2 protein-coding genes and 2 pseudogenes are annotated in these 3,376 nt (G+C 69.8%); 3 read left to right on the top strand and 1 reads right to left on the bottom strand.

The annotated features are described in order from the left end of the window. Positions 1 to 1,212 (top strand): helix-turn-helix domain-containing protein (locus DD1DGNOD_RS02275; protein WP_346434251.1); only part of this gene is annotated, 1,212 nt, incomplete at its 5' end. 44 nt (positions 1,213 to 1,256) lie between these two features. On the opposite strand, the pseudogene DD1DGNOD_RS02270 reads toward DD1DGNOD_RS02275, so the two are convergent. Then, a pseudogene (locus DD1DGNOD_RS02270) lies at positions 1,257 to 1,472 on the bottom strand (uridine kinase); the annotation flags it as partial. Between the two features lie 541 nt (positions 1,473 to 2,013). Here DD1DGNOD_RS02270 and DD1DGNOD_RS02265 point away from each other — a divergent pair. Both DD1DGNOD_RS02265 and DD1DGNOD_RS02260 read left to right on the top strand, forming a co-directional pair. Further along, positions 2,014 to 2,592, top strand: coding sequence for a hypothetical protein (locus DD1DGNOD_RS02265; RefSeq protein ID WP_131764979.1), 579 nt, complete (start codon positions 2,014 to 2,016; stop codon positions 2,590 to 2,592). A 58-nt stretch (positions 2,593 to 2,650) separates the two neighbouring features. After that, positions 2,651 to 3,376: pseudogene (locus DD1DGNOD_RS02260) on the top strand (hypothetical protein); the annotation flags it as partial.

The raw sequence follows: 3,376 nt of genomic DNA, 5'->3' as shown, positions 1-3,376 counted from the left end.
GAGATGGGCCTGGGGGAGCGCCTTGCGCAGGTGCGGCGGCGGCGGGGGCTCACGCAGGAGGAGCTGGGGGAACGGTCGGGCCTCTCGGTCGCCGTGATCAATAAACTGGAGCAGGGACAACGGGACAGCGTCCGTGTCGCGACCTTGCATGCGCTTGCTCGTGGACTGGACGTCCGGACGGCTGAGCTGTTCGAGGGAGCGGCCTACATGGATGACACGGAAGAGCGCGGAAGAGCGACGCTGTTGCCGTTGCGCCGCGTCCTGGAGCCGGGACCGCCCGGATCGGTCACCTCGGCGGAGCCGGTTCCGGTCGCCGCTCTGCGCGCGATGGTGGAAGACACCGCGCGGCTGTACAACGATTCCCGGCTGAACGACGCGGTCACGGAGCTTCCGGCTGTTCTGACGGCGGCTCAGGCTGCTGTGGCGGAGTACGCCGAGAGCGACCGGGCCGCAGCGGGCCGACTCCTCGCGTTCGCGTATATCATCGCCGGTTCGGTACTGATCCAGCTCCGGCATGAAGACCTCGCCTATGGCGCTATCCGTCAGGCGGCTGAGGCGGCTGGGTCGGTCGACGACCATGTCATCAGGGCATCGACGGCTTCCTACTTGGCGTGGATCTTCCTGCGTCAGGGCCGGTTCGCGGATGCGGAGGACACGGCTGTCCGGATGGCCGAGGAGATTGAGCCGTCGCTGGCGAGAAGCACTCCGGCGCACATCTCGATATGGGGGCGGCTACTCGTCCGTGCATCGGCGTCTGCCGCGCGTAACAACCGGCCGGAACGAGCGCGGGACCTGCTCACCCTCGCCCGGTCGGCCGCCGTGCGTGTCGAGCGGGACCGGCTCGACTACGGCGCGTATTTCGCCTCCTTCGGCCCGACGACTGTGGCGACGATGGAGGTGGAGATGGCGATGACCAGCGGCGACCCGGCACGTGCACTGGCGCTGGCGCGTGACGTGCCTTCCTCCACACATATTCCGCAGTCGACCTGGACCCGTCATCTGCTGGCCGTTGCGGAGGCGCAGACAGAGGTTCGGGAGTACAACGCGGCAGTGCAGACCATTGGGCAGCTCCGGGACATGACCCCCGAATGGCTGCGTAACCAGCGGCTCGCGCATCACATCGTGCGCGATCTCCTCGACGCCGCGACCGTTCGGCGCGCCCGTAAGGTGGGCCTTGCAGATCTTGCGTCGTACATGGGCGTGCGACCATAACGGACGCCTGACCGACGACGCGCGTGACATGGTCACGGACGAGCGGGCTGGTGGAAGGCGTCCACTCCGGCCCGGATGACGGGTCTGCCCCGTCGCGTGACGCCGTCGGCGACCTTGTCGGCCAGGGTCGTCTTGCCTGCCGCGTCCGGCCCGTCAACGGCCACCCGAAGCACCTGATCAGGGCAAACACTGATGAGCAGGTCGGTGAGCGCACCCACGACGACCTCATGGGACGGTCGTGCGACCGGGTCAGCGACTATACCGGGTGACTGTAACGGCTACCACCTGCCGCTATCTCGCCCGCTCGCCCGTGACGTGCTGGCCCGGTGTGTCGTGGCTCCCGGCTTCCTCCAGCTTCAGCACGGTGGCGCCGGGTGGTCCTGTCGATGACCAAGGGCGACGACGAGGGTCGGCTGCCTGCCGCAAGGCGCTGGTTCGGGCCACCCGGGTGGGGACGCCGTCCGTGTGAACCTTCAGGTCGGCCGGCAGCCCGGTTGTGCGGTCGGCGGCTGTGGTCGACGGACCGGCGATCAGCCCGCGGTGTCGCCAGGGTGACATCACGATGGTGATGTCGTCCACATCGGCCGGGGAGGACCTGTTTCACAGGGAAACCAGCGTTGATCAGTTTCTCTTTTCGATCGGTCGACAGACCGGTGTCGGATGTGTTACATGCATCGAATGCGCCGGGTCGGGTAGAGCTGTTCCATGGTTCGACACCGGAGGGGTCCGACAGCACAGCGCTCTCGGAGCGTCATCTACCTGAAGCTGGACGTGCGTCCCGCCGCTCGCGTGACACGCGTCATGCGTCCGACCGTCCCCCAGCTTCTGTTCGCCGCGACCACGGTGGCGGCTGTCATAGCCATGCCCACCGATGCGCTGACACGCTCGACCTCGACGCTGTCGAACACGCCGGCCACCGCAGGCCCCGCCGCCACGAGCCCGGCGGCTGCAAACCCGGCCGCCACCGATTCGACGGCCGCAGGCCCGGCCACCAACCCGACGGCCGCAGGGCCGGCAGCCACAGACCCGACGGCCGCGGGCCCGGCCGCCGTCACGCCGATCCAGCAGGTCGGCCCGTCCGTGAACGAGCAGATCGCGCAGGCGGTGCGTACCAGCCCGCTGCTGGGCGAGGTTCCGCCGGAGCACATCGAGGTGGCCGACGTCCACGTCTCCACGGTCGACCCGACCGTCGCGGCCGCCCATGTCGTACCGACCGGCGGTGAGACCGACCCCGCTACCGCGCTCCTGCGGCACGGCAGCTCCCAGGGTTCCCACTGGACCCTGGTCGAGCTGGGGACGGCCGGCGTCGGCTGTGACACGCTGAGCTCGGCCGTGCGGGACGATCTCGGGCTCGTCTGCGAGGACCAGCCGGTCGGCTGACCAGCCATCCCACAGGGTGGTAGAGAGGGGCTGGACGGCATCCCGTTACTGTGAGCCGATGCCGACCGAGGCGGTCCGGTCGAACATAAACGACCGTAAAAGCGGCACATACGCGGACTGTGAAGCGATCTTTCTCCCGGCGGCGGTACCGCGGCAGGGGCAGCTTGCGTTGTGGGGGGCGTCGCAGGGTACCGGTAGCCGCACGGGCGAGGTCGAACTCGTGGTCGGTTCCACGAACGGGGTCCGCAAACGCAGGGTCACAGCGACTCTCCTGCCGATTGCCGAAGCGCTGCCCGTTCTCCTTGCCGTCGAGGCCGACCCGGCAGCCGGCGGGCGCCCGGTACGGCGCACCCTTGCCGCGTGGTCGGCTGCCGCCCGCGCCGGCGTCGGGCTCGTCGCCCGCGGGCGGCTGCTACCCACCATCGGGGCCGACGGGATGGATGCCTGGCGGGCCGGGCCGTTCGACCCCGCCGACCTCACCTGGCTGCACGAGCTGGCCGCATCCTTCCCACCGGCCGGCCACGCCCTGGCAATCCCGGGTTTGCGGCCGATGCGGTTGCGCTCCCCCGAATCACTGATCCGCGCGTTGTGGGACGCCATCGCCGACACGCTCGTCCGGACGGCTGGCGCGCCTCGCACGGTCGCTCGCCCGGCGTTCGCCGCGGTCGCGCCGACGCCGGTCGAGGACCTGCGCGACTGGCTGACGGAGACCGCCGACGGGCTGTCAGCCGGCGCCACCCTCGGGCTGCGCATCGAAGCCGGCACCGTGACGGGCGCCGGCATA

Origin of the sequence: Candidatus Protofrankia californiensis (genome assembly GCF_900634765.1) — a bacterium.
GTDB classification, from domain to species: domain Bacteria; phylum Actinomycetota; class Actinomycetes; order Frankiales; family Frankiaceae; genus Protofrankia; species Protofrankia californiensis.
Note: the sequence above shows the minus strand (reverse complement) of the source record. Positions and strands in the feature narration are given on the sequence as shown.